The organism is Streptomyces albipurpureus, from assembly GCF_023701525.1.
Taxonomy (GTDB): Bacteria; Actinomycetota; Actinomycetes; order Streptomycetales; family Streptomycetaceae; genus Streptomyces; species Streptomyces albipurpureus.
In genome coordinates this window covers 18,445-45,264 of the sequence record NZ_JAMQAW010000006.1, presented here as the reverse complement: position 1 = coordinate 45,264, position 26,820 = coordinate 18,445, and the positions used below count along the sequence as shown (strand labels likewise).

Below are 26,820 nucleotides of genomic sequence, written 5' to 3'. Positions count from 1 at the left end.
CCTCAGCTTTGAGAAGAGAATGCCGATGACCGAGCAGGCCACCGGGGCCCACCATCCGCAGCCGCGGGCCCGAACTGTCGGACACTCCACCCCCGCAGTCGAGCACGTCACGGGCGCCAAGTCCCTCATTCGCTCTCTTGAGGAAGTGGGGGCGGACACCGTCTTCGGTATCCCCGGCGGCGCCATCCTCCCCGCGTACGACCCGATGATGGACTCCACCAAGGTCCGTCACATCCTGGTCCGCCACGAGCAGGGCGCGGGCCACGCGGCCACCGGGTACGCCCAGGCCACCGGCAAGGTCGGGGTCTGCATGGCCACCTCGGGACCGGGCGCCACCAACCTGGTCACCCCGATCGCCGACGCCCATATGGACTCCGTCCCGCTGGTCGCGATCACCGGCCAGGTCTCCTCCAAGGCGATCGGCACCGACGCCTTCCAGGAAGCGGACATCGTCGGCATCACCATGCCGATCACCAAGCACAACTTCCTGGTCACCAAGGCCGAGGACATCCCGCGGACGATCGCCGAGGCCTTCCACATCGCCTCCACCGGCCGGCCGGGCCCCGTCCTCGTCGACATCGCCAAGGACGCCCTCCAGGCCCAGACCACCTTCAGCTGGCCCCCCGTCCTGGACCTGCCCGGCTACCGCCCGGTGACCAAGCCGCACGCCAAGCAGATCCGGGAAGCCGCCAAGCTGATCGTCCAGGCCAAGCGTCCCGTCCTCTATGTCGGCGGCGGTGTTCTCAAGGCGCACGCCACCGCTGAACTGAAGGTCCTCGCCGAGCTGACCGGGGCACCCGTCACCACCACCCTGATGGCGCTGGGGGCCTTCCCCGACAGCCATGAGCTGCATGTGGGCATGCCCGGTATGCATGGCGCGGTGACCGCGGTCACCGCGCTCCAGAAGGCCGATCTGCTCATCGCCCTCGGTGCCCGCTTCGATGACCGGGTCACCGGCAAACTCGACAGCTTCGCCCCGTACGCCAAGGTCGTCCACGCTGACATCGACCCCGCCGAGATCGGGAAGAACCGAGCCGCCGACGTGCCGATCGTGGGTGACGCCCGTGAGGTCATCGCCGATCTGGTCCAGGCCGTCCAGGCAGAGCACAGCGAGGGCCACATCGGCGACTACAGCGCCTGGTGGAAGGACCTCAACCGCTGGCGCGAGACCTACCCCCTCGGCTACGACCAGCCGGCGGACGGCAGCCTCTCCCCGCAGCAGGTCATCCAGCGCATCGGTCAGCTCGCCCCCGAAGACACGATCTACGCCGCCGGGGTCGGCCAGCACCAGATGTGGGCCGCCCACTTCATCGACTACGAGAAGCCCGCCACCTGGCTGAACTCGGGCGGCGCCGGAACCATGGGATACGCGGTCCCGGCCGCCATGGGCGCGAAGGCCGGCTCCCCCGAGCGCACGGTCTGGGCGATCGACGGTGACGGCTGCTTCCAGATGACCAATCAGGAACTCACCACCTGCGCGCTGAACAACATCCCGATCAAGGTCGCCATCATCAACAACGGCGCGCTCGGGATGGTCCGCCAGTGGCAGACGCTGTTCTACAACCAGCGCTACTCCAACACCGTCCTGCACTCCGGCACCGGAGAGGGCGGCAGTGAGCCCAGCGGCGGCACTCGTGTCCCCGACTTCGTCAAGCTCTCGGAAGCGATGGGCTGTTACGCGATCCGCTGTGAGTCCCCCGACGACCTCGACAAGGTCATCGCGGAGGCCAACGCCATCAACGACCGTCCCGTGGTCATCGACTTCATCGTCCACGAGGACGCGATGGTCTGGCCGATGGTGGCCGCCGGCACCTCCAACGACGAGGTCATGGCCGCCCGTGGCGTCCGCCCCGACTTCGGCGACAACGAAGACGACTGAGCGAGCGAGCAGAAGAGAGACCGACTCCGATGACCTCCTACAACAACCCGGCGCACACGCATATGTCGAAGCACACGCTCTCCGTCCTGGTGCAGAACACCCCCGGCATCCTGGCCCGGATCGCCGCCCTCTTCTCCCGCCGCGGCTTCAACATCGACTCGCTCGCCGTCGGCGTGACCGAACACCCCGACATCTCCCGCATCACCATCGTGGTCAATGTCGAGGAACTGCCGCTGGAGCAGGTGACCAAGCAGCTCAACAAGCTCGTCAACGTCCTGAAGATCGTCGAACTGGAGCCGGCCAACGCCATCCAGCGCGAACTCGTGCTGGTGAAGGTCCGCGCCGACAACGAGACCCGTTCCCAGATCGTCGAGATCGTCCAGCTGTTCCGTGCCAAGACCGTGGACGTCTCACCCGAGGCGGTCACCATCGAGGCCACCGGATCGAGTGACAAGCTGGAGGCCATGCTCAAGATGCTGGAGCAGTTCGGCATCAAGGAGCTGGTGCAGTCCGGCACGATCGCCATAGGGCGTGGCGCCCGGTCCATCACCGACCGGTCGCTGCGCGCCCTCGACCGCAGCGCCTGACCCTCGCTCCGGCTCGCATAGCGAGACCCGAAAACCTCCCCGCGCCCTCCCGCCGTACGGTGGGACGCACAACCTGCACACCAAGGAGACATTCCAGTGGCCGAGCTGTTCTACGACGACGATGCCGACCTGTCCATCATTCAGAACCGCAAGGTCGCGGTCATCGGCTACGGCAGCCAGGGCCACGCCCACGCCCTGTCGCTCCGTGACTCCGGCGTGGACGTCCGCGTCGGTCTGCACGAGGGTTCCAAGTCCAAGGCGAAGGCCGAGGAGCAGGGTCTGCGGGTGGTGACCGTCGCCGAGGCTTCCGCCGAGGCCGACGTCATCATGATCCTCACGCCGGACCCGATCCAGGCCCAGGTCTACGAGGAGTCCATCGCCCCGAACCTCAAGGACGGCGACGCGCTGTTCTTCGGTCACGGCCTCAACATCCGCTTCGGCTTCATCAAGCCCCCGGCCGGTGTCGACGTCGCCATGGTCGCCCCGAAGGGCCCTGGCCACCTGGTCCGCCGCCAGTACGAGGAAGGCCGCGGCGTTCCGTGTATCGCCGCCGTGGAGCAGGACGCCACCGGCAAGGGCTTCGAGCTGGCCCTGTCGTACGCCAAGGGCATCGGCGGCACCCGTGCCGGCGTGATCAAGACCACCTTCACCGAAGAGACCGAGACCGACCTCTTCGGCGAGCAGGCCGTGCTCTGCGGCGGTGCGTCCGCGCTGGTCAAGGCCGGCTTTGAGACCCTGGTCGAGGCTGGCTACCAGCCGGAGATCGCCTACTTCGAGTGCCTCCACGAGCTGAAGCTGATCGTGGACCTGATGTACGAGGGCGGCCTGGAGAAGATGCGCTGGTCGGTCTCCGAGACCGCCGAGTGGGGCGACTACATCACCGGCCCCCGCATCATCACCGACCAGACCAAGGTCGAGATGAAGAAGATCCTCGCGGAGATCCAGGACGGCACCTTCGCCCGTAACTGGATGGACGAGTACCACAGCGGTCTGAAGAAGTACAACGAGTACAAGACGCAGGATGAGAACCACCTGCTGGAGACCACGGGCAAGGAGCTTCGCAAGCTCATGAGCTGGGTCGACAACGACGAGGCGTAAGCCGAAGGCGGGGGCCGGGACTGCCGTGTCCCGGCCCTTCGCCGTGATGGCACCGCCCGGGCGCGAGAGCGACCGGTGTGCGCCCCGGACACTCGCGGACACGCCGGGACTCTCCGGGCGGTTCTCCACTTCGTCCAGCCACGGATGGGTGATCCTGCCGAGAAGGCACAAGACACACCCCGATCCACCACTACACTTCTCAACAACACCTTCGCGTCAGGCCCACAGTGTCGTGCGTCTTCCACGCGGCTAGCCCCCTCCACCGCCTGCGGCCGTCGGGACGGCCGTCTGCAATGGACTAGTGAGGACTCACGTGAGCACTGCGTCTCGGAAACCAGTCGTACTCATCGCTGAAGAGCTGTCGCCCGCCACCGTGGATGCGCTCGGCCCTGACTTTGAGATTCGTCACTGCAACGGTGCGGACCGTGCGGAGTTGATCCCCGCCATCGCCGATGTGGACGCCATTCTGGTGCGTTCCGCGACCAAGGTCGACGCCGAAGCCATCGCCGCCGCCAAGAAGTTGCGCGTCGTCGCACGCGCCGGTGTCGGCCTGGACAACGTCGACGTGTCCGCCGCCACCAAGGCCGGCGTCATGGTCGTCAACGCACCGACCTCCAACATCGTCACGGCCGCCGAGCTGGCCTGCGGCCTGCTCGTCGCCACCGCGCGCAACATCCCCCAGGCCAACACCGCCCTGAAGAACGGCGAGTGGAAGCGCTCCAAGTACACCGGCGTCGAGCTGAGCGAGAAGGTCCTCGGCGTGGTCGGCCTCGGCCGTATCGGTGTGCTGGTCGCCCAGCGGATGTCGGCCTTCGGTATGAAGATCGTCGCGTACGACCCCTATGTTCAGCCCGCCCGCGCCGCCCAGATGGGCGTCAAGCTGCTCACCCTCGATGAGCTGCTGGAAGTCGCCGACTTCATCACCGTGCATCTGCCGAAGACCCCCGAGACCCTCGGTCTCATCGGGGACGACGCGCTGCACAAGGTCAAGCCGACCGTGCGGATCGTCAACGCCGCCCGCGGTGGCATCGTCGACGAGGAGGCGCTGGCCTCGGCGCTCAAGGAGGGCCGGGTCGCGGGCGCGGGCCTCGATGTGTATGCGAAGGAGCCGTGCACCGACTCCCCGCTCTTCCAGTTCGACCAGGTCGTCTGTACCCCGCACCTCGGCGCGTCCACCGACGAGGCACAGGAGAAGGCCGGCGTCGCCGTCGCCCGTTCCGTGCGCCTCGCGCTCGCCGGTGAGCTGGTGCCGGACGCGGTCAACGTTCAGGGCGGCGTGATCGCCGAGGACGTCAAGCCCGGTCTGCCGCTCGCCGAGCGCCTCGGCCGCATCTTCACCGCACTCGCGGGCGAGGTCGCGGTCCGTCTCGATGTCGAGGTGTACGGCGAGATCACCCAGCACGACGTCAAGGTGCTGGAACTATCAGCGCTCAAGGGCGTGTTCGAAGACGTCGTCGACGAGACCGTTTCCTATGTCAACGCTCCGCTCTTCGCACAGGAGCGCGGTGTTGAGGTACGGCTGACGACCAGCTCGGAGTCCCCGGACCACCGCAATGTCGTCACCGTGCGCGGCACCCTCTCGGGCGGTGAGGAGGTCGCGGTCTCCGGCACTCTCGCCGGTCCCAAGCACCTTCAGAAGATCGTGGCGATCGGCGACCACGACATCGATCTGGCGCTCGCCGACCACATGGTGGTGCTGCGCTACCAGGACCGCCCCGGTGTCGTCGGCACCGTCGGCCGGATTCTCGGTGAGGCCGGACTGAACATCGCGGGGATGCAGGTGTCCCGTGCCCATGAGGGCGGCGAAGCCGTTGTCGTACTCACGGTGGATGACGATGTGCCGCAGTCGGTGCTCACGGAGATCGCCGAAGAGATCGGCGCCGTATCGGCCCGCTCGGTCAACCTGATCTGACCTCTCCTACCGCAGGGGCCCGACTCACCTCTCGTGAGTCGGGCCCCTGCGGTATGTGTGCCCGGTCACGGTGGGAGCCATATCTGTTGACCCGTCATATGCCTGCTGGGGAGCGGGAGTTGCCGTCCGGCGGCCGGGCCGTGCCCAGGGGATGGAGGCCTTCGAGGAAGGGCTGTTCTGTGCTTCGGCGGGGGAGCGAGGGCGGTTGGGGCAGAACCCTCAGCCGGGCCGGGCCAGGCGGTCGGCGGAACGAGCGTTATGGCCCCGGTTTCGCGGCGCCTTGCCGTCCCCGGGCCGGTGGGACGCACCAGGCCAGGGCCGCCCGCCGGGGGTTTCCCGGCGAGCGGCCCGGATGACGGGGTGTACCTCAGCCGTTCCGGGTGCCGGTGTGCCGGATCACCGCGGTGGCCGAGCGGGGGCGGGACCCTCGGTTTCCGTCCGGCCAGGAGCTGACGGCCCCGGGGTCGCCCGCCTTCGGCGCACCCCAGGCGGAGGTGCGCTGACCGGGGTGCTGGATGTTGACGAACAGCGTGCGACCGTCGGCCGAGGTGGCCACGCCGGTCACCTCGGCGCCGCGCGGCGCGGTGAGGAACCGTTGGACCGTTCCGGTGCGGGTGTCCGCCGCCAGCAGGGCGTTGTTGCCGAGCGACCGGTAGGGCCCGTCAGGACCGTTGAGGTGACGGCCGGGAATGCCGGTGGAGATCCACAGCCGCCCGCCCGCGTCGAACCACAGACCCTTGGGGTGCGCGAACGCCCCTTCCGACGCCGCGTCGTCCTCGCCGCCGGTGAGGAACCGCTCCCACGCGAACACGTTCGCGGCCGGGTCGCCGCCCTCACCGCGCCAGCGCACGATCTCACCGTAAGGACCCGTGCCCGGGACACAGGCGCTGCCCGCGCCACCGCAGGAGGCGCCGCCCTCCCCGCCCACCAAGGCGAGATAGACGTCGCCGCCGAGCGGGTCGACCGCCACCCGCTCGGGGCGGGCCAGCGGTGTCGCGCCGAGCGCATCGGCCGCGAGCCGGGCCCGTACGAGCACATCGGCCTGGTCCCGCCAGCCGTTCTCCGCGGTCAGCGGCCCCTTCCCGTACGCCAGCGGCAGCCATGCGCCGGTGCCGTCTGGGGAGAGCCGGGCGACCTGGAGGGTGCCGTGGTCCAAGGGGTCCTTGCCCCGCGCGCGTAGCTCGCGCCAGGGTGCGGAGCCGACGAAGCGGTACAGGTACTCGCCGTCCTCCGCGTCCGTGCTGTGGACGATGATCCGTCCGGCGGTCTCGGACACCGTCGCGCTGCCGTGCGCGAAGCGCCCGAGGGCGGTCCGCTTGATCGGCTCCGATGCCGGGTCGCGGGCGTCGATCTCCACGATCCAGCCGTAGTGCTCGGGGTGGGAGCGCCGGTCGGCCAGGTCGAACCGGGGGTTCTCGGTGTGCCAGGCGTGTCCGAAACCGCTGGCGGCCAGACCGTCGCGGACATCGCTCTCGGAGCGACGCCAGGTCCGGTCGTCGGTGCCGAAGAACGCGTTGGCGTTCTCCTCCGCCACGAGCACCGTGCCCCAGGGAGTGATGTCGACCGCGCCGGGGGCCAGCACACCGAGGGCCGTGCCCCGGCCCGCGGCCGGGCCGGAGAGCCGGACCGGGGTGTTCGCGGTGATGCGCCGGTTGTACCGGGAGCTCTCGGTGCGCCAGGCGGTCTTCGCGGTCCTTCCGGCGGCCACCGCGACCACGGTCACCCCCTGCGCTGCCATGGCCGTCTGCGCCGCGCCCTCCGTAAGCGCGGCGTCGGCGGACTCATGGGCCAGGACCAGCAGGCCGTGCGGGGGAGTGTTGCCGCTCCGGGCGAAGGGCAGGAACCCCACTCCGTGGTGGTGGCTTCCGATCTGGTGCGCCTGGTCGGCCGCGGAGGCCACCCGCCCGGGGCGCCAGGGCGGGGCGGAGGACGTCAGGGGCTCGCCCCAGCGGGCGATGGTGTCGGCCCGGAAGCCCTCGGGGACGATGAGCGCGTCGGCGTCACCGGCCGGCACCGCGGTGAAGGCGGGCAGCACGCCGTGGCCGCCGGTTTCGGCCGGGAACCCGGGCGCGGCCGTAGCGCTCGGAGCGGACGCGACGATGAGGCCGGCGGCAGCGAGCGCGCCCCCGGCGAGAACGGTGCGTCGGGACGCGGCGGTTGGCCGGTCGACGGAGGGTTGCGGCTGCCTGTCCGCCGACGGGTTCGGGTGCTGTCCCATTCAGAACTTCTCCAGGTTGAGTGCGGTCTGTAGGGCTCGGTTGGTGGCGGGCCCCCAGGACCCGTCGAGGGGGAGTCCGGCGCGGATCATCTTGTTCAGATGGTTCTGGAGGGCCTTGACGGTTCCGGGTCCGATGGCGCCGTCGACCACCAGGCCCGCGTCTGACCAGGTGTTGAGATGGCGCTGGAGCGCCCGCTTGGACTCCGGGCCCCAGACGCCGTCCGGTACGACACCGATCGCCCGCTGGGTGGCCGAGATGGTGGCCGGGCCGAAGCTGCCGTCCACGACGAGGCGTTCGCCGTCGGACCATCTGCCGTACGCGGCCTCGGTGTTGGGACCCCAGTTGCCGTCGGCGTCCACACCGATCTTGGTCTGGAGCCAGCGGACACCGGCCAGGGTGAGCGGCCCGAAGGCGCCGTCCACGACCAGGGCCGGTGTGTAGCCGAGGCCGTTGACCGCGTTCTGCTGGTAGGAGACCGAGCGGATCGTGGAGATACCGCCGGAGCTGGAGCCTTGGCCGGTGTGGGCGAGGTAGGCCTTCTCCGTCGCCGGTCCCCAGTTGCCGTCCGCCTCGACGCCGATCTTGGTCTGGAGCCAGCGGACGCCCGCCGTGGTGGCCGGGCCGAAGGAGCCGTCGACCACGAGCGCCGGCGTGTAGCCGAGCGCGTTGGCCGCGCGCTGCTGGGCCTTGACGGAGCGGTAGAGGGTCAGCCCGCCGCCGGTGCCTCCGCCGATGTGGGCCACGTACGCGGCTTCGGTGAGCGGTCCCCAGTTGCCGTCCGCCTCGACGCCGACCTTCCGCTGGAGCCAGCGCACACCGGCCAGGGTGGCCGGGCCGAAGGAGCCGTCGACCACGAGCAGCGGTGTGTGGCCGAGGAGGTTGACCGCATGCTGCTGAGCGGAGACGGAACGGACGTGTGTGACACCGGCCCCGGCCCCGGGCGGACCGCCGCCCTCGATGGGGACGTTGTCCCCCGCGAGCCCGCTGATCACCCAGTTGCGCAGGTCGGCGCCTGGGCAGGCGGTCGATCCGATCGCGCCGTGGTAGGTGGCTTGGAGCGTGCGGCCGGCGTTGTGGTTCGCGGCGTAGTACAGCGCGCGGATGGCGTTCTTGGCGGCCGGGGTCGCGTCTCCGTTGCTGCCGATGAAGCAGACGCCGATGTGGGTGGTGTTGTAGCCGGTGGCGTGGGCGCCGATGCTGAGCCAGCCACGGCCCTCATAGACCCGGCCGAACCTGTCGACCAGGAAGTTGTAGCCGATGTCGGGCCAGTTCCTGCCGTCCATGTGGTAGTTCTGGATCGATCGCACGGACTGGGTGGCGGGTCCCGCCGAGTAGTGCACGGCGAAGCCGGTGCGCTGGGAGAGCGGTACCGAGGACTCACCCCTCGGCGGACGGGCGCCCCATGCCACCCGCGGGACGATCGACACGACCGGTGACGGGGCGGGCCGCCCGGGGTCGATGACCGAGCCCAGCTTTGCGTACGGGGTCAGATTGCCGGGGCATTCCGTGTTGTCTCCGTGCGAGTGCGGGAAGATGTTCGCGCCGGCCCGGATGTGTGAGCTGACATCCCCTTGGAGATATCCGATCAGATTCTTTATCGAATTCAGCATCGCCTGGGTCGGCTGATCCCAGGATTTGATCATTCCCAGGATGGAGTAGAAGCCGGCGTTGCGTCCGACCGCTCCGGTGCCGTTGACCCAGATCTCACCCTGCTTGGTACGGGAAGTCGCCGGTGCGTCACCGCCGTTCGCCTCGCCGCGTACCAGTCCGCGCCCCTCGTAGATCTTTCCGTGCGGGCACACGAGAAAGTTGTAGGCGATATCGCCGTAGTCCTTTCTCATATGTTGTCCCCAGACGTCTGCGACCCCCTCGATGCACTCCGCCTCGGAATTCGGCGAGAAGGACATGGAACCCATGTGGTGGATGAATACTCCACCCTTCCAGGGGGCCCATTCGCGGCCTTGGGCCGGCTGTGCGGGGGCGGCGATCTGATCCCGCACGATCCGCAGGGCCGTGGTGCCGTCGAGGCCCTCCCCATGGATCAGTGGCAGCGCCAGTACGTGCCCACTGGGTGAGGCGGCCGCGCGGTCCGCCCAAGTCGAGCGCGGTCTTATGTCGATCGCCATAGAAGCGACTCTCCCGTCAACGTGATCATCCGTAGCCGGGGACAGTAAAGGTCTGGACCTTTGGATGGCAAGAAAGGGTCGCCAGGGGATTGCGATTTCCGGAATGGCGGCCGGTTGAACGGGAGTGCCGTCCCGATGCCTTCGCTCGCCCAGCGGATGGTAAATGCGAAGAGTGCCGGAAATGGGGTTGATGGTCGAGGGTAGGTATGCGGGAAGAGCTACGCATACGGGAGGCGTCGGGGTGGAGTGAGTGATGCGCGTAGGTTGGGAATAATGTCCTGCCAGTGGCTTGACATTGACTTATATGAGTGCAGCTGTCGGGTTGGCCCCATCCGCCCTTCCGTATCGCTTCGGAGGGGGCCTGGTGTCCGAAAGGGCCTGTGCCGCCATGATTTGATGCCCCGTCAGAGATGCGGCGGCGATCCCGAGGTGGACGATGGCGCTGCTGGGCCGCGGTGGGGTCTTTCCGCTTCCCGGCGAGCGGGGCCGGAATCCGATGTGCGCGGATCGCTCCGGACCGCTCAGCCGGAATTCCTCCGGTCACTACCGTCGCAGCCGGTTTCGGTCGATCGTTCCTTCCGAGGTGGAATTGCGCTCGGATGGTGCGCGAGTGAGTGTGGCGCTGTTTGGTTGGAGGGTTTGACATGCGATTCGGCCGACCGGTGCGGAGTGTCTTTCTGATCGACCGGACAGGGAATGCGCTGACGAAATTCAGTGCGATGGCCCCCAGACGGCCGTTCGGAGAGGGATAAGTCAAGGGAGAGGAGGCCGAGTGATAGGGGAAAATCTCCGCGGCTCCCTTCGGCACGGATTTCACGCCTACCGGCTTGAGGGTGAACGAAACCGCGGGTGGAGCGAGGGGATGGGGAAGGCGGATACCCGGATCTCCCCTTCCGGCGCGATGAATCGCCCTCCCTGCTCCGGGGGTTCTTCGCTCTCGCGCTCTTCGTCGTAGCCGGGGAGTCCGTCCCGGCTGACGCGGGGAGTCCCGTGTGGGTCGCCAGGGCATGAATCAGCTATGCGCGCCCCCGTCGACGGGGGCGGACGGAGGCCCACTGATGGAGTCTGGCCAGGAGGAACCCTGAGGTGAGACACCCCAGGGCGGTGATCCACCAGATCTGGTCCGGTGGTGTCCGCGCGCCCATGCCATCGCTGTGACCGCTCGCTGATGCCGCCAGGGTGATCCCCAGGCCCGCCGCCAGGGTGAGTACCGTCTTGGTGACTCCCGACGCCTCACCCGCCCAGAGCGGATCGATCGCCGTCTGAGTGGCCACCAGCGTCAAGGAGTTCGCCATCCCCAGGACCCCGCCACCGATGGTTGCCACGGTCAGATAGACGGTGAGCGAGGAGGCCTGGGCGAGGCAACCGAACAACGCCGCCATCCCGCCCAGGGCCCCGGCCATCAACCGGACGGCCAGTCGTGCGGGTATCCGCCCGGCGACGGGCCCCGCCACGGCCATCGCCAGCGCCGGCAGCGCGAAGGCGGTGCCCGCGCCGGAGACCGAGAGGGCCCACTGCCCCTGGAGCGTGCCGGGCACCGTGTAGAGGAAGACCACCGTCGCGGTGTTGGCGACCGCCCCGCCGAGGGTGAGGGCCATAAACGGTCCATTGCGGAACAGGGCCGGTGCCACCAGCGGATGTGCCGTGGCTCGCTCCCGCCGGACCAGCAAGATCACCAGGGCCGCCACGCCGACCAGCCCGAACAGGACCGCATCCCACCGCCCCTGCCGACCACGGTCCAGGACAAGGGCGAGGACCCCCAACGCGGCGGTGGCCAGGAGCAGCCCCCGCCAGTCGACCGGCCGCGCCCCGCACCGGCTGCTCGTACCACCCCGGGCAGCGCTCCGGGGTGCCGCGGAAGACGCGGCACACCCGATGCCCAGCGCCGTGAGTGGCACCGCCAACCAGAACACCACCCGCCAGGACCATGCCTCGGTGACCGCGCCCCCGATGAACGGTCCGGACGCGGTGGCGATCCCGCCGAGCCCGAGCGCCCACCCGATCGCCCGCCCCCGCAGCGCCCCCGGGTACCGCTGGCTCAACAGGGCCAACCCCACCGGCATGACCAGGGCCGCCCCCGCGCCCTGGACCACCCGGGCGCCGATGAGTACGGGCAGGGTCGGCGCCAGCGCACATCCCGCGGCGGCCGCGCCGAACAGCGCCAACCCGACGATGAGCAGCCGTCGTCGGCCCCAGAGGTCACCCAGCCTGCCGGCGCCCAGCATGAAGGTGCCCGACGACAGCAGATAGGCGCTCAGCACCCATCCCGGGTCCGCGCTCGATGTCGGTAGGTCGTGAACCAACCGCCGCAACGCCACGGGGAGGGCGAACGCGTCGAGCTGTACACAGAACACACCCAGGGACACGGCGAGCAGTGCCCGTGTCCGGGAGGCGACGACAGGTGTCCTCACGCTTGCGGTCTCCTTCTCCCACTGCGCCGGTGGGGCGCGACGACGGCCGGGCACGGCTGTGCGGCGGCTCGGTCGGGCGAGGGGGGAGGTCACAGCCAGAAGGCCTCGGGGGCATCGCTGCGGGGAAGGCGCGGTGGAGTGGCGCCGGTTGACGGTGTGACGGAGGACGGTGTCGCGGAAAGCGAGCGACAGCCACTACGGCGCATCGGGCGTACACGAGGGCCGAGTCCGCTGGGAAACGCCTCAGCCAAGAAGCCAGGAAACCGAGCGGGGGACTCAAGGCCCGCTGCCCAAGGGCTGCCGTGAGGCTCCGACAACCTGGTGGACCTTGTTCTGCGGTGCCACCGTGCCACCGGGCCAGCGCGCCCTACCGAGCTCCGTACGGTCACAATCCCCCGGAAGCCCGGAAGCCCGGAAGCCCGGAAGCCCGGAAGCCCGGAAGCCCGGAAGCCCGGAAGCCCGGAAGCCCGGGCGCGAGGATGCGGGCGCCCAGATTCCGGGCCATCGGGAGTGTCGATCTCCTCAGCGCGCGATCGCCTCGGGGAGGAGCGGCGGGCGTGGCCGTCGCCTGCTCAGAGCCGGGTCGTCTTCAGGGCCATATGGAGCAGCAACCGGTCCTCGCCCTCGGCCAGGTCGAGTCCGGTGAGCTGCTCGACCCGGGAGAGCCGGTAGTAGAGCGTCTGGCGATGGATGCCGAGGGCAGCGGCGGTACGGCTGGCCTGGCCGCCGCAGTCGAGGTACAACTCCGCCGTACGGACGAGGTCGGCGTGGGACGGGTCGAGCAGGGGCATGACGGCGGGGTCGGGTGGTAGATCCCGGGGCAGGGCGGTCAGGGTGCGGTACGGCCCGATGCCCGCCCACTGGGCAATGGGTCCCAGCCGGGGTGCCGCTCGGGCCGCCCGAGCGGCGGAGGCCGCTTCCCGCCAGGCGGCGGTGAGCTCGGTCAGGCCGTGACGCGGGGAGGCCATCCCGGCGGTTGCGCCGCCGTCCGCCGAGGTCAGCAGCCGTTCGGCGGCGCTGAGCGCGGGGGAGGGGGTGTCGAGTGCCCGAAGCCTGACGAGCACGGCGAGCGCGTGTGTGCCCGTGGGCGGCCGGGTGCCTCGCGTATCGGGCGGCTGGTCGCCGCTCCTGCCGCCGGCTCGGCTGGGTGGGCCCGAGGACGGCGCCGGGGCGGCCGGGGGTGCCTCGGCGCTCTCCCCGGGCAGGGTACACAGGGCCGCTGCCCCCGGTAGTGACCGTACGGGTGGGGCGTCCCCGGTGGGCCAGGGCGTCACACACACCATCGCGTGCGGTCCGTCGGCCCCTCGTTCCCCGCCGCCGAGGGCGGTCCGTAGCGCTGCCACCGCCATGTCGTACTGCCAGCCGCGCTCCGCGGTGAGCACCGCGCGGAACTCACGGGACAGGTCCGTGCCGGCTCGTTCCTCGTCGGCCAGCAGGGTGCCGATGCGCTCCGCTACCTCCATGGCCGCGGTGAGCTGGGCGTCGGTGGGGCCGGGAGTGGTGTCCAAGAGCCAGACATAGCCGAGCACGATGCCCCGATGGCGTACCGGGAGGCAGACGCGGTCGCGGAACACTCCGGCGTCGGGGGCGGCGGGGATGCGGACGGGGCCGGTCGCCCGGGCGATGCCGAAGCCCTCGAACCAGGCGCGGATCGCGGGGGTGGACTTTCTGGTCAGGATGGACCGGGTCCTGACCGGGTCCATCGCGCTGTCGTCCTCGCTGTCGTGCGCACCGAAGGCGATCAGCCCGAAATCGCGGTTCTCCAGTGTTGCCGGAGCTGCCAGCAGTGCCGAGATCTCATCGACGAGTTCCTGGTAATCGCCCTTCATCTGGACATTCTGGCACGGCCTTCAGACATATGTCTGAGATCCCGGCCACGGATGCGTGACAGCTGTCGATGGCTGAGGATCGGAGCGATCCTTAGATTTCACGGTGGTTCTTCGTGCCGTCGCAGACGCGTTGCCCCCAACGCTTCGGCCCGGTGCCCGTACTTCCAGGAGGTCCCCGTGCTGGGTCCCGTGATCCTCGCCGCTTCGCGCAGCGACAGGATGCGTCGTATCGTTTCGGCCGCCCCGGTCACCAAGCCCGTGGTGAACCGTTTCGTCGCGGGTGAGACGGTCCGGGAGACCATCCCCGTCATTGAGGAGACCGCCGCTCGCGGCCTGGAAGTCACCCTCGATGTGCTCGGTGAGGACATCACCGACCCCGCCGAGGCGCTGCGCGCCCGGGACGCCTATCTGGAGCTGGTCGAGGCGCTGACGCCGCTCGGCCTCGGTGAGCGCGCCGAGCTGTCGGTGAAGCTCTCCTCCTTCGGTCAGGCGCTCCCCGGTGGCCATGATCTGGCGCTGAAGAACGTCCTCCCGGTCGTCGAGGCCGCCGCCGGGATCGGCACCACGGTTACCCTCGACATGGAGGACCACACCACGGTCGACTCGACCCTGGCCATCCACGCCGAGCTTCGTGAGCGCTTCCCGCGCACCGGGGCGGTCGTGCAGTCGTACCTGTTCCGCACGGAGGACGACTGCCGCGCACTGGCCGCGGCGGGCTCCCGGGTCCGGCTGGTCAAGGGCGCCTACAAGGAGCCCGCGTCCGTCGCCATCCAGGACAAGGCCGAGGTCGACAAGGCGTACATCCGCTGCTTGAGGATTCTGATGGAGGGCGAGGGATACCCGATGATCGGGTCCCACGACCCGCGCATCATCTCCATCAGCCAGGAACTCGCCCGCCGGGCGGGCCGCAAGCTCGACGACTACGAGTTCCAGATGCTGTACGGCATCCGTGAGGGTGAGCACCACCGACTGGCTGCCGAGGGCCATCGCATGCGTGTCTACATCGCGTACGGCACCGACTGGTACGGGTACTTCACCCGCCGCCTCGCGGAGCGCCCCGCCAACCTGGCGTTCTTCCTGCGTTCGCTGGTCAGCCGCGGCTGAACCCCCCAACTGACCTACTGCTTAAGGAGAGTCGGCACCATGGACGCCGTCACCAAGGTTCCCGCCCCGATCAATGAGCCGGTCCACGGCTACGCGCCCGGCAGCCCCGAGCGGGCCCGGCTCGAGGTCAAGCTCAAGGAGCTGGCCGAGAACCCGATCGAGCTGCCGATGACCATCGGTGGCGTACGCCGGATGGGCGGCGGCGAGCGTGTCGACGTCGTCCAGCCGCACAACCACTCCGCTGTGATCGGCACCTTCGCCGGGGCCACCGAGCAGGACGCGCAGGACGCCATCGACGCCGCGCTCGCCGCGGCCCCCGCCTGGCGCGCGATGTCCTTCGACGACCGCGCCGCGATCATCCTGCGCGCCGCCGAGCTGCTGTCCGGCCCCTGGCGGGAGACGCTGGCCGCCTCCACCATGCTGGGACAGTCCAAGACCGCGCAGCAGGCGGAGATCGACACCCCGTGCGAGCTGATCGACTTCTGGCGGTTCAATGTCGCCTACGCCCGCGAGATCCTGGCCGAGCAGCCGCCGGCCAACTCCCCGGGCGTGTGGAACCGGATGGACCACCGTCCCCTGGAGGGCTTCGTCTACGCGATCACGCCCTTCAACTTCACCGCCATCGCCGGCAATCTGCCGACCGCCCCGGCCCTGATGGGCAATGTGGTGGTCTGGAAGCCGTCCCCCACGCAGACCCACTCGGCCGTGCTGCTGATGCAGCTCCTTGAGGAGGCCGGGCTGCCCAAGGGCGTCATCAACCTGGTGACCGGTGACGGCATCGCCGTGTCCGAGGTGGCGCTGAACCACCGCGATCTGGCCGGTATCCACTTCACCGGTTCGACCCCCACCTTCCAGCACCTGTGGAAGACGGTCGGCAACAACATCGAGAAGTACCGCTCCTACCCGCGGATCGTCGGCGAGACCGGTGGGAAGGACTTCGTCGTCGCCCACCCGAGCGCCGATCGTGCCGTGCTGAAAACGGCGCTCACCCGGGGTTCGTTCGAGTTCCAGGGCCAGAAGTGCTCGGCGAGCTCGCGTGCGTACATCCCGGCCTCGATCTGGAACTCCGGCTTCAAGGAGGAGTTCGCTGCCGAGGTCGACGCGATCACGATGGGCGATGTCACCGATCTGTCGAACTTCATCGGTGCGGTGATCGACGAGCGGGCGTTCGCCAAGAACAAGGCCGCCATCGACCGGGCCAAGGCCGATGACAGCTGCACTGTCATCGCCGGTGGTACCTATGACGACTCGGTCGGCTACTTCATCCGTCCTACGGTCGTGGAGTGCTCCGATCCGGCCAATGAGGTCTTCACCACGGAGTACTTCGGCCCGTTCCTCGCCGTGCACGTCTACGACGACAGCTCCGCCGACCAGTACGACGCCATGCTGGAGCAGATGGAGTCCGTCTCGGACTACGCCCTGACCGGCGCGGTGATCGCCAATGACCGGGCGGCGGCGGCGCACACGATGGAGAAGCTGCGGTATGCCGCGGGCAACTTCTACATCAACGACAAGTCGACCGGCGCCGTCGTGGGCCAGCAGCCGTTCGGCGGCGGGCGTGCCTCGGGCACCAACGACAAGGCGGGCGCCCCGCAGAACCTGATGCGCTGGACGCTGACCCGCGCGATCAAGGAGACGCTGGTCGCGCCGACCGACTACACGTATCCGCACATGGGCTGATCTTCCCAGCCCCCCAGAGCCCGCCCCCGTTCCAGTCCCCACGCCGGAACGGGGGCGGTTCCATCTGCCCACCCAGCCCGTACGGTCATAGGCGATCGCAACCGGTCTCCTGCCGGCTAGTCATGATCGGACTCCGCCAGGTTCTTGATCGCTGACAGTCGGCTGTCCCAGTCCGACGCCACTCGGTCCATCCAGCGTGCCGTGCTGGTGAGCGGGGAGGGCAGAACGGTGTAGCGCGCCTCGCGCCCCTCCCGGTGGCCCACGACCAAGCCGGCCCGGGTGAGCACTCCGAGGTGTTTGACGATCGCCTGCCGGCTCACCGGTAGTTGCAACGCCAGCACGGTGGCGGTCGCCCGGCCGCCGTGGGCGGCCAGGGCGTCGAGTATGCGGCGGCGGGTGGGGTCCGCCAGTGCCGAGAGCACCTCGGAGACCGCGTCCTCACCCGGGTCGCGCCCGCCTTCTTCCGTCATGCCGCCATCTGCTCCGCGTACTTCCGGATATTGACGGTCTGTTCGGTCCAGCCGCCCTCATGGGCCTCGTACGAGGCCGAGCTCCTGCGGTCCTCGGGGATGGTGATCGAGGCGAATCCGCTCTCGACCACCCGCAGCCGGGTGCCGTCGCCCTCGGGGGCCAGGGTGAACTCAACCAGGGTGGAGTTGCCGTCGACGGCCTGCTCGCCGGGGTGTGCGGTCGCCCAGCGGTAGGAGAAGTGGTGCGGCGGGTCCACCTCCACGATGGTCGTCGGGAACTGCCCCTGCTCCCCGTGGTCCAGGAGCATGGTGCCGCCAGGACGGAGGTCGACCGGGGTGGGCTGCCCCTGGCCGAACCACGTACCGACGTGCTGCGGTTCGGTGAGCACCGCCCAGACGCGCTCGATCGGCGCGGCGATGCTGATCTCCCTCTCGATGCGGTCCCGGTCCGTGCTGTGGTCTTCACTCATGGCGGCCTCCTCAGCGCTTTGATGTGCAACTCCAGAGTTGCACGACACTGAGTGACGTGCAACCCGATGGTTGCGAATTGGTGGTTCCGCTGGATCTGTGACCTTGTGAACACTGTTCGAAGCCACAGGTCCAACTCCATTGACCGGTGGGACACTTGGGCCGTGTTCCAGCTTCTGCCCGGCACCGGAGTGCGGCTGCCGCATCACGCCGGCACGCTGCGCTTCGGTATGAGCGAACACGCGGCTCAGTGGGCCGTATCGAGCATCTGCGCGATCCGTCCCGGCTCTGTCTGCGGAACCGCGTGGGCGTTCAGCGGCGAGTATCTGGGGCTCACCATCGATGTCTGGGGCGCGCCCGAAGGGCTGCACGCCCAGCGGCTCGGATATGTCGAACTGCTTCGGATATCACGTGACTCATCGGGAGCGGAGCCCAAGACGCCCGCGCTGGTGGCCGTCGTCCATGAAGGCGTCGACCTCTTCGGCCGTCCAAGGGATGAGATCGCCCGCCATCTGCCACCGGAGTCCCGGGTGAACCACGGCACCGGGCTGAGCGGCGGCTATATCCAGTCGATCGGCCTGCGCAGCCCCTTCTGGTCCATCCCCCAGCGCTGACGGGCCCTGCCCCGAGGGCGCGAACCGATCCACCGGATCCCCCGCGCCCTGTGCCGCCGCGCTGGCCGCTTCGCCCGCCGCGCTGGGCCGCTGTGAGCTCGCGGGGCGTCTGGTTCAGTGCCGGCTGGACACGGTCAGTCGCGCCGGACACGGTCAGTGTCGACTGGACATGAGCAGTGCCGCCGGACACGGTCAGTGCCAGCTGGACACGATCAGTGCCAGGCCGACCGTGAAGGCGCTGCCCAGCAGTACCAGATAGATGCCGTAGAACCTCCGGTACCGGCGCAGCAGCAGCCCCAGTGCCGCAAAGGCCAACCCCACCGTCAGCGTCCGAGCCCCCCGGGCAGCCGCCGATGACACCAGCCACTCACCGGCCGGGACATCGGCCCGCCCGGCCCCTGCCGCGTACACCTTGAAGGGGATGCCGTTCCACGGCTGGTGTCGCACCGCCTGCGCCGACTCCACGATCAACTGCTGCCGGACCTCGACCCGCATCCGGTCGGTGGTCAGCGGGGCGGGCAACACCGCGCCCGAACCGGCGATTTGCAGGGCGAGCAGCGATCCCGCGAGGCTGCCCGCCAGGGCGGTGGCCGAAAGGCGCGGTGCCGCCCGGGGCGCGGCCACACAGGCGATGCCCAGCAGCAACTCCGGCATCAAAGGCCAGCTCAGTGCCTCGGCAAAGGCCCAGACAAAGGCGATCAGCAACCCCCAGCGTGACGCGGCCCGCGCCGCCACCCAACGTCGGGTCCGCGAGTCCCGCAGCGATTCCGCGTTGGTACGCCGGTGCAGCGCGGCGACCTCGTCGCGGGCCTGCTCGGGGGTGACCGTCGGCGGTAGCGGCGCACCTATGCGCACCCTCACCAGGGACGACCGCAGCCGCCCATGCTTGGGCAGCAGCCGATCGGTACCCGCGATCCCCACCGGAACCACGGGCACCCCGGCCTGCTCCGCGAGTACCAGAGCGCCGCGGTGGAAGGCGCCCACCGCGGCGCCGTTCCCCCCACGGGTGCCTTCCGGGAAGAGGACCACCGCGCGACCGGCCCTCAACTCATCGGCCATCGACAACAGATCGGCCATCCCGCCGCCGGTGCGCCGCAGCGGAAAGCCGGCAGCCAGCCGGCGGCAGATCCGGCTGCGCCACGGCGAGGCGAACCAGTAGTCGGCTGCCGCGCCCAACACCGGGGTGTGGCGTGCGTCGAGCGCGGCGAGCAGGGCCGCCGTATCCGCGTGGGAGGAGTGGTTGGCGACCACCACACAGCCACCGCGCGGCAGCCGACCACGGCGCTCCACCCCACCCGTGAGGGTGAGAACGCCCCACCACAGCGCACGGCGGAGCACCGACGCCACCCGTGACCGGGCCGGACGGCCCCCCATGGCCGGGGCTGTGGGGTTGACGGGCTTGACGGGTTTGCTGGGCTTGGATGTCTTGGGTGACGCCGGTGTCCTGGGGCTCCTACGGCTCAGCAGCCCGCTTCTCCTCATGGCGCGCCCACCACCATCGCCAGCAGCAGCGCGGGCAGTAGCGAGTCGATGCGGTCCAGCAGGCCGCCGAACCCGGGAAGCCAACTCCCCGCGTCCTTCACTCCTGCCTCCCGTTTGACCATCGACTCCAGCAGATCGCCCAGCACGCAACCCACCAGCACCGCCGCCCACAGCAGTGGTGTGAAGACGCCGACCGCAAACAGCACCAGCGCGGTCGCCACCGCGCAACCGGCGACCCCCGCCCAGGTCTTGTTGGGTGACAGCGGGGAGAGCGGCCGGGCCAGCGGCCCGCGCCGACCGAGCGCCGTACCTCCGCACCAGGCCCCCACATCGCCCAGCGCCACCGCGAGCCCCACCGCGATCGCCGTTTCCCCCAGCACCACCAGACCCGTCAGAGAGAGGGGAATCCACAGCAGTCCGAAGGTGGAACGAGCGACCCGGGTGAAGCCCGAGGCGGCATCCCCCGACAGCAGGGGCGGCAGCGCCGCGACGAGCAGCAGCAGTGCTGCGGCGCGTGGATCCAGCACCGCCGGGGCGAGCCAGGCCAGACCCGGCAGTACGACGGCGGCCACCGTCAACACCACCTGGTCGGTCCGCTGGAGCCCCGCCATCCGCGTGTACTCGGCCACCGCGATCACCCCGAGGGCGGCCGCGAGCGCGAACGCCCCGCCCGCGCCCAGGAAGAGCGAGCCCAAGAACACCGGGGCGGTCAGTGCCCAGGTGCGCCAGCGGCGCCGCAGCTCAGCCCGCATCCGCACCCGCGCGGGGAGCGCGGCCACCGCGATACCGCCGGCCCCGAGCGCACCGGCGACCAGCGGCAGGGCCCGGCCCATCGCATCGCCCACCACCAGGAAGCCGCTCATCGGGCCAACTCCTTCCAGAGCCAGCCGAGCCGGACCAGCGCGGTGAGCAGCGAACCCACCGCGATGACCATCAGCACCGGTACGGCCCACCCGGTGGCCGCGGCGACCAGTACCAACAGACAGCGCTCGGTCTTACCCACCGGGCCGCCGTTGCGGCGCGGCGCACCGGCCGCGGCGCCCGCCAGCGACACCCATGACGGAAGGGTCGCGGCCAGTGCCGCCACCGCCACCAGCCACCGCGGAGCGAGGCTAAGGAAACCGGCCAGCACCACCAAGTCCGCCACCCGGTCGCCGAGTTCATTGAGCAGTGCGCCACGCCGGGTGGTGCGCCCGGTGTCCCGAGCGAGGGCGCCATCGAGATTGGCGAAGGCCAGACGTGCCGCGAGCAGCACACCGACCGGGAGTGCGGCGAGCGGCACGGGCAGCCAGGCGAGCGCTGCCGCCGCTCCGGCCGCGCACACCACACCGGCTGCCGTCAGGGTGTCGGGCGACACCTCACGGCGGACGAGCGCGCCGCGGACCCCGGAGAGTCGGGCCGCGTACCAGGGCTTGAGGGAGTAGAGGCCGTTCATGCGCACAACTGTCCAGCGATGGCTTGTTCTCCACCACGACCCGGATACTCACTTCCTTGATGAGTACCTGTAAGCCGTGAGACCGGGGAGACTCAGAGTTATGTCCGAGACAACCTGGCTGGTCCGCACCGCACACACCCATGAGTTCACCCCCCAAGAACTGGCCGCCATCCACGATCTGCTGGACAAGGCCTTCGGCGGGGACTTCGGCGATGAGGACTGGGACCACAGCCTCGGCGGGGTCCATACCGTGCTGTATGACTCCGATGGCGCACCCGTCGCTCATGGCAGCGTCATCATGCGCAGGGTGATGCACGGCGGGCGCTCGTACCGGGTCGGATACGTCGAGGGCGTCGCGGTCCGGGCGGAGCTGCGGCGGCAGGGCCTCGGCGACCTGGTGATGGGGGTGCTGGAGGGAGTCATCGGTCGGGCCTATGACCTCGGTGCGCTCTCCGCGTCCGACGCGGGCGCGGCGCTCTACCGTTCGCGTGACTGGCAGCTGTGGCGCGGACGCATCGAGGCGATCGGCCCGGCGGGTGTGGTGCATCTGCCGGATGAGGAGGACTCCACCTTCCTCTGGGCCGGCAGCGCGGCCGAGAAGCTTCCGGAACCGTCCAAGGCGCTGGTCTTCGACTGGCGGGACGGGGATGTGCTCTGAACCGCCACCGTGGCGGTTCAGAGCGGCGCGGAAGCCGGGTGTCCGCCCGAGCTCTCGTCGCCCAGCTGCGATCGGTGCGAGCCGCTCGGCCCCATGACCCGGGGCCCGCCGCCCTGGTGGCCGAACCCCGGACGAACAGCGCGGAGTTCGCCGCGCTCTGGGAGCGCCATGAGGTGGCTGTCCGACGTACGTCGGTCAAGAGGTTTGTGCACCCGGTGACGGGCTTGCTGGAGTTGGACTGCGAGCTGCTGCTCAGCGCGGATCCTGGACAGCTGCTGGTCGTCCACAGCGCTCGACCGGGCACGGAGGCGTAGGAGCGGCTCCAACTACTGCGCGTGGTGGGACTTCAACGGATATCTCCCTGAGGCCCTGGGAGGTGCGCGGCGCTGACCAGGGGATTCCATGATCGCCGTCTCAGATAGTAGGAAGTCCGACTATTTGTAGAGACAGCGAGGCCCACCTCCCTTAGCTTGGTAGGAGCCGAACGTCTCGCTTGATCAAGCGAATGGCGTGCGTGAGCTCCAGCCCTTGGCAGGCGACCCCTGCGGCGCGCTCCCCGCCTCAACCGGCACCTCGACATCTCCGTGATCTCAAGGAGTCGATCACCATGCCCGCTGAGACCGCCCGCCGTGTCCGCCATGCCTCCCACGCCAGTGAGTCCGACCGCAAGAACGCGGCCGCCGCACTTCAGCGCGCTCTCGACCGCCGCGACAACGGCGGCTCCACCGGTCACTGAACCGCCCCGATGAACCCGGCTGGGTCGCCCGCGGCTGATGTGCGCTCTCCGGTCGGCCGCCGCTGAGTCCGATCCAGATCGCCGCGCTCGGGTGGGGATCAAGCCAAGCGCGGTCCGATGGGGTTCTCAGGTCGGCATGTGCTCGGGACGCCCAGGCGCGCGTGCCCCGTGTGGCCGGTGCGCCCCGACTGCACCACTAAGTCCACATCGTGGACGTCCCATGTCATGGGCTGGGACGGAGAGTAGGGTCCCCGACATGTCTCGCAGCCTCAATCTCGCAGTCATCCCCGGCGACGGCATCGGCCAGGAGGTCGTGGCCCAGGGCCTGAAAGTCCTGTCCTCGGTCCTTCCGCAAGATGTGAAGCTGGAGACCAGGGAATACGATCTCGGAGCCCAGCGCTGGCACCGCACCGGTGAGACCCTTCCCGATGCGGAGTTGACGGACCTCAAGGGCCATGACGCCATCCTGCTCGGCGCCATCGGCGACCCGACCGTGCCGTCCGGCGTACTGGAGCGCGGGCTGCTGCTGAAGCTGCGCTTCGCCTTTGACCACTACGTCAATCTGCGCCCCTCGAAGCTGTTCCCGAACACCGCGACTCCGCTGGCCGGCCGCCCCGAGATCGACTTCGTCGTCGTCCGCGAGGGCACCGAAGGCCCGTACACGGGCAACGGCGGCTCCCTGCGCACCGGTACCCCGGCCGAGGTGGCCACCGAGGTCAGTGTGAACACCGCGTACGGAGTCGAGCGCGTCGTCCGTGACGCCTTCGAGCGGGCCAACTCCCGCCCCCGTAAGAAGCTGACGCTGGTCCACAAGAACAACGTCCTCGTCTACGCGGGTCATCTGTGGAAGAACATCTTCGACGCGGTCGCCGCCGAGTACCCCGATGTCACCACCGACTACCTGCATGTCGACGCGGCGACGATCTTCTTCGTCACCCAGCCGGAGCGCTTCGACGTCATCGTCACCGACAACCTCTTCGGTGACATCCTCACCGACCTGGCCGCCGCCGTGACCGGCGGAATCGGCCTGGCGGCATCCGGCAACATCAACCCGACGGGCACCTTCCCGTCCATGTTCGAGCCCGTCCACGGCTCGGCGCCCGATATCGCGGGCACCGGCAAGGCGGACCCGACGGCCACCATCCTCTCCGTCGCCCTCCTCCTGCGTCACCTCGGCTTCGAGCCCGAGGCCGTACGCATCGAGGAGGCTGTCACCGCCGACCTCGCGGGACGCGACGGAACGGTCCGTACGACGGACGAGATCGGCGACGCGCTCGCGGCGCGAGTAGCGGGCTGACCCGACGCTTCCACCCAAGCCGCCGGGTCGCACCTCGCACCCGGCGGCTTCATCGTTGCGGCTTCCGGGTGCCACCATCATCCTGGACTGATTCACGCCGTTCCCCCCGGTACCACCCCCGTTTCTCGCATCAGCCCATTAAGGCGATAATCGAAGCGGGCCGTGGTCTGCGGTAATGCTCGGACGTCCTACCATCGGCGGCGGCGTGAGCGCGGTCCGTCACAACCAACGGTGAAGGACACTCCTCATGACGACGCCCTCGATCGAGCTCAAGCCCTCGGCGCATCCGCTATCCGACGCGGAACGCGAGGCGATCCTGGCCAACCCCGGGTTCGGCCGCCACTTCACCGACCACATGGTGACGATCAAGTGGACCGAAGGCCGTGGCTGGCACGACGCACAGCTCACCCCCTATGGGCCGCTCTCGATCGACCCGGCCAATATGACCCTGCACTACGCCCAGGAGATCTTCGAAGGCCTCAAGGCGTACCGCCGCCCCGACGGCACCGTCGCCACCTTCCGCCCGGACGCCAACGCCGCGCGTTTCCAGCGCTCCGCCCGCCGTCTGGCCATGCCGGAACTCCCGGTCGAGACCTTCATCGAGGCCTGCGACGTGCTGATCCAGCAGGACAAGGCATGGGTTCCCGCACACGGCGGCGAGGCATCGCTGTATCTGCGCCCGTTCATGATCGCGGCCGAGGTCGGGCTGGGCGTCAAGCCCGCCAACGAGTACCTCTTCCTGGTGATCGCCTCCCCGGCCGCCTCGTACTTCCCCGGCGGCGTGCGCCCGGTCTCCGTCTGGCTCTCCGAGAACTACGTCCGAGCGGTCCCCGGTGGCATGGGCTTCGCCAAGACCGGCGGCAACTACGCGGCGTCCCTGCTCGCCCAGGCCGAGGCCGCGGAGAAGGGCTGCGACCAGGTCGTCTGGCTGGACGCCCTGGAGCACAAGTGGGTCGAGGAGATGGGCGGGATGAATCTGTACTTCGTGTACGGGGACCGCATCGTCACCCCCGAGCTGACCGGCTCCCTCCTCGCGGGCGTCACCCGGGACACCCTCCTCAAGCTGTCGAAGGACCTCGGTTACCAGTCCGAGGAAGGCCGGATCTCCACCGAGGACTGGAAGCGCGACGCGGAGAACGGCACCCTCACCGAGGTCTTCGCCTGCGGCACCGCCGCAGTGATCACACCCGTCGGCCTGGTGAAGTCGGCCGGCGGCGAGTGGAACCAGAGCGATGGACAGCCGGGCGAGGTCACGTTGAAGCTGCGCAAGGCGCTGCTGGACATCCAGACCGGTGTCGCGGCGGATGAGCACGGCTGGATGCACCAACTGGGCTAGGGCCTCTCGTTTGGATCTTGCCGGGCCAGCCTGATCCAAACGACAGACCCCAGGCCGCAGGGCTCCCCTCCCCGTATCGACGGGGATGAGTCATGCCCCCGTCCCCACATCGGTGAGGATGGGGGCATGACGACGATCTCCGAGCGAAACGTGCGGCTGGCCGAGGCCGTACGGGTGCGGGAGCAGGGCGACGCCGCCGAGGCCCGGCGGCGGCTGCTCGCCCTGGGCGAGCGCTGGCCGCAGGACGCGGAGATCGCGTATCAGACCGCCTGGGCGCACGATGCCCTCGGTCTGGAGGCCGAGGCGGTGCCGTTCTACGAGCGCGCCCTGACGGCCGCGAGCCAGCGGCTAACGCCGGGGGACCGCTGCGAGGCACTGCTCGGCCTCGGCAGCACCTACCGGGTGCTCGGCCGATATGAGGACGCCGAACGCACGCTGCGCACCGCGGTCGCCGAGTACCCCGAACATGGCGCCCTCCAGGCGTTCTTGGCCATGACCCTGTTCAACCGGGGTCAGTACGAGGAGTCCACCAGGCTGCTGCTCGAACTACTGGCGGCCACCAGCGAGGACCCGACGGTACGGGCCTTCCACCGGGCGATCGAGATGTACGCCAAGGACCTCGACGGGACCGCGGGCTAGGGCGGTCTGCCCATCGGGTGCCACCACCGCGAGAACCTCCTACGCCGTTCGGTCTGACCGGCACTCCCGCTTCCCCCGTTCCAGGTCAGTCGCTTCCCTCCCGCGGGCCCCATGGTTAGAGTGACGCTCTAAAGGGAGGTGTGGTGAGGTGCGACTGACCCCCACGGAACGGGACCGGCTGCTGCTCTTCAGCGCCGCGGAACTCGCGCGGGCGCGGCGGGCCCGTGGTCTGCGGCTCAATGTGCCCGAGGCCACCGCGTTGATCGCGGACACGGCCTGCGAGGCGGCCCGCGACGGGCGACGACTCGCGGAGGCGATCGAAGCCGCCCGGGCGGTCCTCGGGCCCGATGACGTACTGCCCGGGGTCGCCGACGTGGTCACGGAGGTCCATGTGGAAGCCGTCTTCGACGATGGTTCCCGGTTGGCCGTGATCTCCGACCCGATCGGCGGTGGGGGCCTGGGCGATGCCGCCCCCGGCGCGATCCTGCCGGGCCCCGCGACCCCCGAACCGGAGCCCGCGCTACGGCTGATGGTCCGCAACACGGCTTCCGTCCCCATCAGCGTCACCTCCCACTTCCACTTCTTCGAGACGAACCCCCGGCTCGACTTCGACCGCGAAGCGGCGTACGGGATGCGACTCTGCGTCCCGGCCGGATCATCGGTCCGCTTCGATCCCGGCGCACGGTCCGAGGTCGGGCTGCTCCCGATCGGCGGCGCCCGGGTGGCGATCGGGTTCGCCGGTCTGGTCGACGGACCCCTCGACGCTCCTGGAGCCAAGGATGAGGCCCTGCGCAGAGCTGTGGCCTGCGGATATCTGGGTGCGCGCGAATGAGCCAGACG

22 protein-coding genes and 1 pseudogene are annotated in these 26,820 nt (G+C 69.5%); 14 read left to right on the top strand and 9 right to left on the bottom strand.

Going from position 1 to position 26,820, the window contains the following annotated elements:
• Window positions 1–19: 19 nt before the first annotated feature.
• The 4 genes from NBG84_RS05355 (at window position 20) to serA (ending at window position 5,476) form a co-directional block, all read left to right on the top strand.
• A complete protein-coding gene (locus NBG84_RS05355; protein WP_250918102.1) occupies window positions 20–1,879 on the top strand; it encodes an acetolactate synthase large subunit in 1,860 nt (619 codons plus the stop codon).
• 62 nt (window positions 1,880–1,941) lie between these two features.
• Complete coding sequence (gene ilvN / locus NBG84_RS05350) at window positions 1,942–2,466, top strand: acetolactate synthase small subunit (RefSeq protein WP_250918419.1); 525 nt, start codon at window positions 1,942–1,944, stop codon at window positions 2,464–2,466.
• A gap of 96 nt (window positions 2,467–2,562) precedes the next feature.
• Window positions 2,563–3,564 carry a ketol-acid reductoisomerase gene (gene ilvC, locus NBG84_RS05345; RefSeq protein ID WP_250918101.1) on the top strand — a complete coding sequence of 334 codons (1,002 nt, stop codon included), beginning with the start codon at window positions 2,563–2,565 and terminating at the stop codon, window positions 3,562–3,564.
• 313 nt (window positions 3,565–3,877) lie between these two features.
• On the top strand, window positions 3,878–5,476 hold the full coding sequence (gene serA / locus NBG84_RS05340; RefSeq protein WP_250918100.1) for a phosphoglycerate dehydrogenase: 1,599 nt from the start codon (window positions 3,878–3,880) through the stop codon (window positions 5,474–5,476).
• Between the two features lie 367 nt (window positions 5,477–5,843).
• Here the strand turns inward: serA and NBG84_RS05335 are convergent, their stop codons facing one another.
• From NBG84_RS05335 to NBG84_RS05320, 4 genes are all read right to left on the bottom strand, one after another.
• Window positions 5,844–7,694 carry a PhoX family protein gene (locus NBG84_RS05335; RefSeq protein ID WP_250918099.1) on the bottom strand — a complete coding sequence of 617 codons (1,851 nt, stop codon included), beginning with the start codon at window positions 7,692–7,694 and terminating at the stop codon, window positions 5,844–5,846.
• Window positions 7,695–9,821 carry a peptidoglycan recognition protein family protein gene (locus NBG84_RS05330; RefSeq protein ID WP_250918098.1) on the bottom strand — a complete coding sequence of 709 codons (2,127 nt, stop codon included), beginning with the start codon at window positions 9,819–9,821 and terminating at the stop codon, window positions 7,695–7,697.
• A 1,016-nt stretch (window positions 9,822–10,837) separates the two neighbouring features.
• Window positions 10,838–12,232 (bottom strand): MFS transporter, encoded by a 1,395-nt coding sequence (locus NBG84_RS05325; RefSeq protein WP_250918097.1) that lies wholly within the window; start codon window positions 12,230–12,232, stop codon window positions 10,838–10,840.
• 572 nt (window positions 12,233–12,804) lie between these two features.
• Window positions 12,805–14,061 carry a PucR family transcriptional regulator gene (locus NBG84_RS05320; protein WP_250918096.1) on the bottom strand — a complete coding sequence of 419 codons (1,257 nt, stop codon included), beginning with the start codon at window positions 14,059–14,061 and terminating at the stop codon, window positions 12,805–12,807.
• A 177-nt stretch (window positions 14,062–14,238) separates the two neighbouring features.
• Here NBG84_RS05320 and NBG84_RS05315 point away from each other — a divergent pair, with 177 nt between their 5' ends.
• Window positions 14,239–15,165 (top strand): proline dehydrogenase family protein, encoded by a 927-nt coding sequence (locus tag NBG84_RS05315; RefSeq protein ID WP_250918095.1) that lies wholly within the window; start codon window positions 14,239–14,241, stop codon window positions 15,163–15,165.
• Window positions 15,166–15,204: 39 nt separating this feature from the next.
• Window positions 15,205–16,845, top strand: a complete 1,641-nt coding sequence (gene pruA / locus NBG84_RS05310; RefSeq protein ID WP_250918094.1) for an L-glutamate gamma-semialdehyde dehydrogenase — start codon at window positions 15,205–15,207, stop codon at window positions 16,843–16,845.
• Window positions 16,846–16,961: 116 nt separating this feature from the next.
• Here pruA and NBG84_RS05305 read toward each other — a convergent pair whose 3' ends face one another.
• A complete protein-coding gene (locus NBG84_RS05305) occupies window positions 16,962–17,315 on the bottom strand; it encodes an ArsR/SmtB family transcription factor (protein ID WP_250918093.1) in 354 nt (117 codons plus the stop codon).
• Complete coding sequence (locus NBG84_RS05300; protein WP_250918092.1) at window positions 17,312–17,785, bottom strand: SRPBCC family protein; 474 nt, start codon at window positions 17,783–17,785, stop codon at window positions 17,312–17,314. Before NBG84_RS05300 ends, NBG84_RS05305 begins: the two co-directional genes overlap by 4 nt.
• A 162-nt stretch (window positions 17,786–17,947) precedes the next feature.
• Here NBG84_RS05300 and NBG84_RS05295 point away from each other — a divergent pair, with 162 nt between their 5' ends.
• Window positions 17,948–18,397, top strand: a complete 450-nt coding sequence (locus tag NBG84_RS05295; protein WP_250918091.1) for a hypothetical protein — start codon at window positions 17,948–17,950, stop codon at window positions 18,395–18,397.
• 192 nt (window positions 18,398–18,589) lie between these two features.
• On the opposite strand, the gene NBG84_RS05290 is transcribed toward NBG84_RS05295, so the two are convergent.
• The 3 genes from NBG84_RS05290 to NBG84_RS05280 form a co-directional block, all read right to left on the bottom strand.
• The gene (locus tag NBG84_RS05290; protein WP_250918418.1) at window positions 18,590–19,771 is read right to left on the bottom strand and encodes a lysophospholipid acyltransferase family protein; all 1,182 of its coding nucleotides are present in this window, start codon (window positions 19,769–19,771) and stop codon (window positions 18,590–18,592) included.
• Window positions 19,772–19,875: 104 nt separating this feature from the next.
• On the bottom strand, window positions 19,876–20,742 hold the full coding sequence (locus tag NBG84_RS05285; RefSeq protein WP_250918090.1) for a phosphatidate cytidylyltransferase: 867 nt from the start codon (window positions 20,740–20,742) through the stop codon (window positions 19,876–19,878).
• Window positions 20,739–21,314 (bottom strand): CDP-alcohol phosphatidyltransferase family protein, encoded by a 576-nt coding sequence (locus tag NBG84_RS05280; RefSeq protein ID WP_250918089.1) that lies wholly within the window; start codon window positions 21,312–21,314, stop codon window positions 20,739–20,741. Before NBG84_RS05280 ends, NBG84_RS05285 begins: the two co-directional genes overlap by 4 nt.
• A 100-nt stretch (window positions 21,315–21,414) precedes the next feature.
• On the opposite strand from NBG84_RS05280, the gene NBG84_RS05275 reads away from it, so the two are divergent.
• The 7 genes and pseudogenes from NBG84_RS05275 to ureA all read left to right on the top strand — a co-directional run bounded on the left by NBG84_RS05275 (window position 21,415) and on the right by ureA (window position 26,812).
• Window positions 21,415–21,972, top strand: a complete 558-nt coding sequence (locus tag NBG84_RS05275) for a GNAT family N-acetyltransferase (RefSeq protein WP_250918088.1) — start codon at window positions 21,415–21,417, stop codon at window positions 21,970–21,972.
• Window positions 21,973–22,016: 44 nt separating this feature from the next.
• A pseudogene (locus NBG84_RS05270) lies at window positions 22,017–22,286 on the top strand (MmyB family transcriptional regulator); the annotation flags it as partial.
• A gap of 293 nt (window positions 22,287–22,579) precedes the next feature.
• The gene (locus NBG84_RS40495; protein ID WP_285366387.1) at window positions 22,580–22,708 is read left to right on the top strand and encodes a hypothetical protein; all 129 of its coding nucleotides are present in this window, start codon (window positions 22,580–22,582) and stop codon (window positions 22,706–22,708) included.
• Window positions 22,709–22,964: 256 nt separating this feature from the next.
• Window positions 22,965–24,005 (top strand): 3-isopropylmalate dehydrogenase, encoded by a 1,041-nt coding sequence (locus NBG84_RS05265; RefSeq protein ID WP_250918087.1) that lies wholly within the window; start codon window positions 22,965–22,967, stop codon window positions 24,003–24,005.
• A 247-nt stretch (window positions 24,006–24,252) separates the two neighbouring features.
• A complete protein-coding gene (locus NBG84_RS05260; RefSeq protein ID WP_250918086.1) occupies window positions 24,253–25,341 on the top strand; it encodes a branched-chain amino acid aminotransferase in 1,089 nt (362 codons plus the stop codon).
• Between the two features lie 126 nt (window positions 25,342–25,467).
• The gene (locus tag NBG84_RS05255) at window positions 25,468–25,980 is read left to right on the top strand and encodes a tetratricopeptide repeat protein (protein WP_250918085.1); all 513 of its coding nucleotides are present in this window, start codon (window positions 25,468–25,470) and stop codon (window positions 25,978–25,980) included.
• A gap of 148 nt (window positions 25,981–26,128) precedes the next feature.
• Window positions 26,129–26,812 carry an urease subunit gamma gene (gene ureA, locus NBG84_RS05250; protein ID WP_250918084.1) on the top strand — a complete coding sequence of 228 codons (684 nt, stop codon included), beginning with the start codon at window positions 26,129–26,131 and terminating at the stop codon, window positions 26,810–26,812.
• Window positions 26,813–26,820: the final 8 nt, after the last annotated feature.

What these genes read in the sequence shown, in the direction of transcription:
- NBG84_RS05355 (WP_250918102.1), top strand. Translation starts at nt 20, where the DNA reads ATGCCGATGACCGAGCAGGCCACCGGGGCCCACCATCCGCAGCCGCGG.
- ilvN (WP_250918419.1), top strand. Translation starts at nt 1,942, where the DNA reads ATGTCGAAGCACACGCTCTCCGTCCTGGTGCAGAACACCCCCGGCATC.
- NBG84_RS05335 (WP_250918099.1), bottom strand. Translation starts at nt 7,694, where the DNA reads ATGGGACAGCACCCGAACCCGTCGGCGGACAGGCAGCCGCAACCCTCC.
- NBG84_RS05330 (WP_250918098.1), bottom strand. Translation starts at nt 9,821, where the DNA reads ATGGCGATCGACATAAGACCGCGCTCGACTTGGGCGGACCGCGCGGCC.
- NBG84_RS05320 (WP_250918096.1), bottom strand. Translation starts at nt 14,061, where the DNA reads ATGAAGGGCGATTACCAGGAACTCGTCGATGAGATCTCGGCACTGCTG.
- pruA (WP_250918094.1), top strand. Translation starts at nt 15,205, where the DNA reads ATGGACGCCGTCACCAAGGTTCCCGCCCCGATCAATGAGCCGGTCCAC.
- NBG84_RS05305 (WP_250918093.1), bottom strand. Translation starts at nt 17,315, where the DNA reads ATGACGGAAGAAGGCGGGCGCGACCCGGGTGAGGACGCGGTCTCCGAG.
- NBG84_RS05300 (WP_250918092.1), bottom strand. Translation starts at nt 17,785, where the DNA reads ATGAGTGAAGACCACAGCACGGACCGGGACCGCATCGAGAGGGAGATC.
- NBG84_RS05290 (WP_250918418.1), bottom strand. Translation starts at nt 19,771, where the DNA reads ATGGGGGGCCGTCCGGCCCGGTCACGGGTGGCGTCGGTGCTCCGCCGT.
- NBG84_RS05285 (WP_250918090.1), bottom strand. Translation starts at nt 20,742, where the DNA reads ATGAGCGGCTTCCTGGTGGTGGGCGATGCGATGGGCCGGGCCCTGCCG.
- NBG84_RS05280 (WP_250918089.1), bottom strand. Translation starts at nt 21,314, where the DNA reads ATGAACGGCCTCTACTCCCTCAAGCCCTGGTACGCGGCCCGACTCTCC.
- NBG84_RS05275 (WP_250918088.1), top strand. Translation starts at nt 21,415, where the DNA reads ATGTCCGAGACAACCTGGCTGGTCCGCACCGCACACACCCATGAGTTC.
- NBG84_RS40495 (WP_285366387.1), top strand. Translation starts at nt 22,580, where the DNA reads ATGCCCGCTGAGACCGCCCGCCGTGTCCGCCATGCCTCCCACGCCAGT.
- NBG84_RS05265 (WP_250918087.1), top strand. Translation starts at nt 22,965, where the DNA reads ATGTCTCGCAGCCTCAATCTCGCAGTCATCCCCGGCGACGGCATCGGC.
- NBG84_RS05260 (WP_250918086.1), top strand. Translation starts at nt 24,253, where the DNA reads ATGACGACGCCCTCGATCGAGCTCAAGCCCTCGGCGCATCCGCTATCC.
- NBG84_RS05255 (WP_250918085.1), top strand. Translation starts at nt 25,468, where the DNA reads ATGACGACGATCTCCGAGCGAAACGTGCGGCTGGCCGAGGCCGTACGG.